The organism is Enterovirga sp. (assembly GCF_028290205.1).
Classification (GTDB): domain Bacteria; phylum Pseudomonadota; class Alphaproteobacteria; order Rhizobiales; family Beijerinckiaceae; genus Enterovirga.
In genome coordinates this window covers 1-3,951 of the sequence record NZ_JAQGKF010000250.1, presented here as the reverse complement: position 1 = coordinate 3,951, position 3,951 = coordinate 1, and the positions used below count along the sequence as shown (strand labels likewise).

The window sequence follows — 3,951 nt, the reverse complement described above, 5'->3', positions numbered from 1 at the left end:
CGCCCTGCGTGATGCCGAATTCCGACGCCTGCTTGAAGGAATTGACGGTGTCGCCGCCGGCATTGGCGAGCCCGATCACCTTGGCCTTGGAGGCCTGCGCCTGCAGCAGGAACGAGGAGAAGTCGTTGCTCGGGAACGGGGTCTTCACCGCGCCTACGACCTTGCCGCCGTTCTTGAGGACGACCGCGGTGGTGTCACGCTCGAGTGCGTGGCCGAACGCGTAATCGGCCGTGAGGAAGAACCAGCTGTCGCCCCCCTGCTTCACCATGGCGCCGCCGGTCACATTGGCGAGCTGAACGGTGTCGTAGGCCCAGTGCACCGTGTTGGGCGAGCAGGACGGGCCGGTCAGATCGGAGGTCGCCGCGCCCGAATTGAGGAAGATCTTGTTCTTGTCGCGCGTGATCTGGTGGACAGCGAGCGCCACCGACGAGGTCGGAACGTCCAGAATCACGTCGACCCCGTCCTGGTCGTACCATTGCCGGGCGAGGTTTGACCCGACATCGGGCTTGTTCTGGTGGTCGGCCGAGACGACGTCGACCTTGATCCCCTTCTCCGCCGCCTTGAAGTCCTCGATCGCCATCCGGGCCGCAACGACGGAGCCTTCGCCACCGATATCCGAGTAGACGCCGGATCGGTCGTTCATCACGCCGAGCTTCACAGAGATTTGCGCCTGGGCGGCACCGGCCGTAATAGCGGCCGCCGTCGCAAGGAGCAGGATCTTCGCTCTCATGTCTGGTTCCTCCCTGGCTTGGTCTCCCGGTCTTAGACGCCGAGATACGTGTGCAGCTTGCCGATGTTTGCATCGAGCTCGCTGTTCGGGATCATGTCAACGACACGCCCCTGTTCGACTACATAATGCCGGTCGGCCACTGTTTGAGCAAACCGGAAGTTCTGCTCCACAAGGACGATGGTGAAGCCGTCCCGTTTGAGACGCTGGATCGTCCGCCCGATCTGCTGGACGATCACCGGGGCGAGACCTTCGGTCGGCTCGTCCAGCAGCAGCAGCTTGGCGCCCGTGCGCAAAATCCGGCCGATGGCGAGCATCTGCTGTTCGCCGCCGGACAGCTTCGTGCCCTGGCTGGCAGCCCGCTCCTTCAGGTTGGGGAAGATCTCGTAGACCTGCTCCGTCGTCATGCCGCCCGGCTTGATCACCGGCGGCAGCGTCAGGTTCTCGGTCACCGACAGGCTCGAGAAGATGCCGCGCTCCTCCGGCACATAGGCGATGCCGAGACGGGCGATCTGCCGCGACGGCAGCCCGATCGTCTCCTTGCCGGCGAAGCTCACCGAGCCGGCGCGGCGGCCCATGATGCCGATGATCGACTTCAGCGTCGTGGTCTTGCCGGCGCCATTGCGGCCCAGCAGCGTCACGACCTCGCCTTCGGCGACGTCGAACGCCACCCCGTGCAGCACGTGGCTCTCGCCGTACCAGGCCTCGAGGTTCCGGACAGCCAGCAGCGGGGTGGCGGCCGCCCGGGACGGAGAGGCAGGCGAGCGTTCGAGGGCGTCAAGCATGTCCAGCCCCGATGTAAGCTTCCACGACGCGCGGGTCCTTCGAGACGGCGGCGTAATCGCCTTCGGCCAGGACATTGCCGCGCGCCAGCACGGTGATCCGGTCCGACAGCGAGGCCACCACGGAGAGATTGTGCTCCACCATAAGAACGGTGCGGTTCGCAGACACCCGCCGGATCAGGGCGGAGGTGCGGTCGACGTCCTCATGCGCCATGCCGGCCATGGGCTCGTCCAGCAGCAGCATCTCGGGCTCGAGAGCCAGCGTGGTGGCGATCTCCAGCGCGCGCTTGCGCCCGTAGGGAAGCTCCACGGCGACCGCATCGGCGAGCCCGGTCAGGCCGACCGCCTCGATCAGGCCCATGGCCTCGTCGTTCAGTTCGCGCAGCACCGTCTCGGAGCGCCAGAAGTCGAAGCCGTCGCCGCGCAGCCGCCGCTGCAGCGCGATGCGGACATTCTCCAGCACGGTCATGTGGCCGAAGACGGCCGAGATCTGGAACGACCGAACCAGCCCGAGCCGCGCCACGTCGGCGGGCTTCATGGCCGTGATGTCACGGCCGTTATAGACGATGGACCCGCGGCTCGGCTGCAAGAATTTCGTCAGAAGATTGAAACAGGTCGTCTTGCCGGCACCATTCGGGCCGATCAGTGCATGGATCGACCCACGCCTAACCTTGAGTTCGACCTCCCCAACGGCCGTAAAGCCCTTGAAATCTTTGCCCAAACCTTGGGTCGACAAAATGATGTCATCTGCCATGCAGGATCAGCCCGGTTTCATCCGCGACCCTGCGCCGCAGCCCGGGTGCGGCCGACATGCAGCATGGCCGTCGCTGCCAAGTCAACTTGAACGAAGGGTTGAGTCGTGCGGGAGCGGCGCGGTCGACCGGCTCCGGGGCCGCGGCAGTGGAGCGGGTGAAGGGAATCGAACCCTCGTATGCAGCTTGGGAAGCTGCCGTTCTACCATTGAACTACACCCGCCTGCCGGCATCGTAGCGGGCCGAGGCGGGGGCTGTCCAATGCAAATTGACGGCTCCGAACCGGCCTGTCCGGCGGCTCGGGGTGACAGGCCGGGCGGCCCGCTGCACAAGTTCGGAGGCCCGGGCGGGCGCCGCCGCCCTGCCCTTCGGCGGCGGGCGGCCCGCGGCCCGCCCGCCGCACCGCACGGGATGCCGATGTGCAACAACTACGCCAACGACATCGCCTATGACGCCTACCGGGAAGCCTTCGCCGAGCTGAAGATTCCGGTCCAGTTTCCCGAGGCTGCGCCCAATCTCGAGCCCCGCGACAGCATCAAGCCCACGGACGTCGCGCCCGTGATTCGGGCGGCGGAGGGCGGCCCCGAATGGCTGCAGCTGCCCTGGGGCTTTCCGCCCCCGCGGCCCCGGGCCGGCCCCGTGATCAACTTCCGCAGCGACGGGCGCCGGTTTCCGCACGGGCGCTGCCTGGTTCCGGCCTCGGGCTTCTACGAATTCACCGGCACCAAATACCCGAAAACCAAATGGCGCTTCCGCAAGGCGGACGAGCCCTGGCTGTGCATTGCCGGCCTGTGGCGGCCGACCGCCGACGGGGCCGCCTTCACCATGCTGACCTGCGAGCCCGGCCCCGACACGGCGCCCTACCACGACCGCCAGATGGTGGTTCTGGACCGGCGCGACTGGGCGACATGGCTCGATCTCGAGCAGAGCGCCGAGCACCTCCTGCGGCCCGCCCCGGCCGGCACGCTCCTGGTCGACAAGGTTTCGGCCGGCGTGGAGGAGCGGCAGGCGAGGGAGCCGAACGAAGTTTCGCGCCTGATCTGAAGGGGATCGGGGCGCCGCCTACGCAGGGGCCTTGCAACCCGCAACGGTGGCAGTCCCGAGCTCGGCAGCCTACGCCCTCTAATAGGGATCACGTCCGCCAAACAGCGCGGCAAACACGCCTGGACATAGCACTCTGAAGGTATCGATGATCTGCGGCGTGTTGCACCCGCCGCAATTCCCGATGATCTCTTCGTTTCGGTGGTCTTTCCAGTCTGTTCTTATCGGCCGATATGGCTTCCCCTCGACAACCGACTCTGGCTCTGGGTGATGCCCAACAAGGGAGTAGTTGCCGAACTCTGTGTAGATCGTGTTCCGCGAGCAGAATGCACGGCGCTGCGCTAGGCGACTGCCGCGAAGCCCTTTGGAAGCGCAGGATGCGATCTGCGCAGGAGTGGAGGAACGTCCCTCTCTCAGGCAGGTTTCGAGTTCGTCATCGATTTCTCTGCGGAGGTGACGCGAGCGGCATCACTGTCTACGCCCTCAAGCTTCACCACGGTGGCGTCTCCGAAGTGAGAGCCGCCAATGACTTGCCGACCGATCTGGGCGGCGTCGTACCGTTGAGAAGCAGGAGCTTTTGCCGGCGCTCCCCAAAGGCGTGAGGGTGCTGGCCGACTCTGAATGCGAAGCCCCGCGATTCCTGCGCGAG

4 protein-coding genes and 1 tRNA gene are annotated in these 3,951 nt (G+C 66.0%); 1 reads left to right on the top strand and 4 read right to left on the bottom strand.

Features of this window, described 5'->3' with window-relative positions; genetic code table 11:
* The 4 genes from JWR86_RS17355 to JWR86_RS17340 all read right to left on the bottom strand — a co-directional run.
* Window positions 1-730 (bottom strand): ABC transporter substrate-binding protein (locus JWR86_RS17355; protein ID WP_299567764.1); only part of this gene is annotated, 730 nt, incomplete at its 3' end.
* Between the two features lie 32 nt (window positions 731-762).
* Complete coding sequence (locus tag JWR86_RS17350; RefSeq protein WP_299567762.1) at window positions 763-1,512, bottom strand: ABC transporter ATP-binding protein; 750 nt, start codon at window positions 1,510-1,512, stop codon at window positions 763-765.
* Window positions 1,505-2,263 carry an ABC transporter ATP-binding protein gene (locus JWR86_RS17345; protein WP_299567760.1) on the bottom strand — a complete coding sequence of 253 codons (759 nt, stop codon included), beginning with the start codon at window positions 2,261-2,263 and terminating at the stop codon, window positions 1,505-1,507. The genes JWR86_RS17350 and JWR86_RS17345 overlap by 8 nt, the downstream gene beginning before the upstream one ends.
* Window positions 2,264-2,410: 147 nt before the next feature.
* Window positions 2,411-2,484: transfer RNA gene (locus tag JWR86_RS17340), tRNA-Gly, on the bottom strand.
* Window positions 2,485-2,678: 194 nt separating this feature from the next.
* On the opposite strand from JWR86_RS17340, the gene JWR86_RS17335 reads away from it, so the two are divergent.
* Entirely contained in the window at window positions 2,679-3,305 is a 627-nt protein-coding gene (locus JWR86_RS17335) for an SOS response-associated peptidase (RefSeq protein ID WP_299567758.1), read from the top strand.
* Window positions 3,306-3,951: the final 646 nt, after the last annotated feature.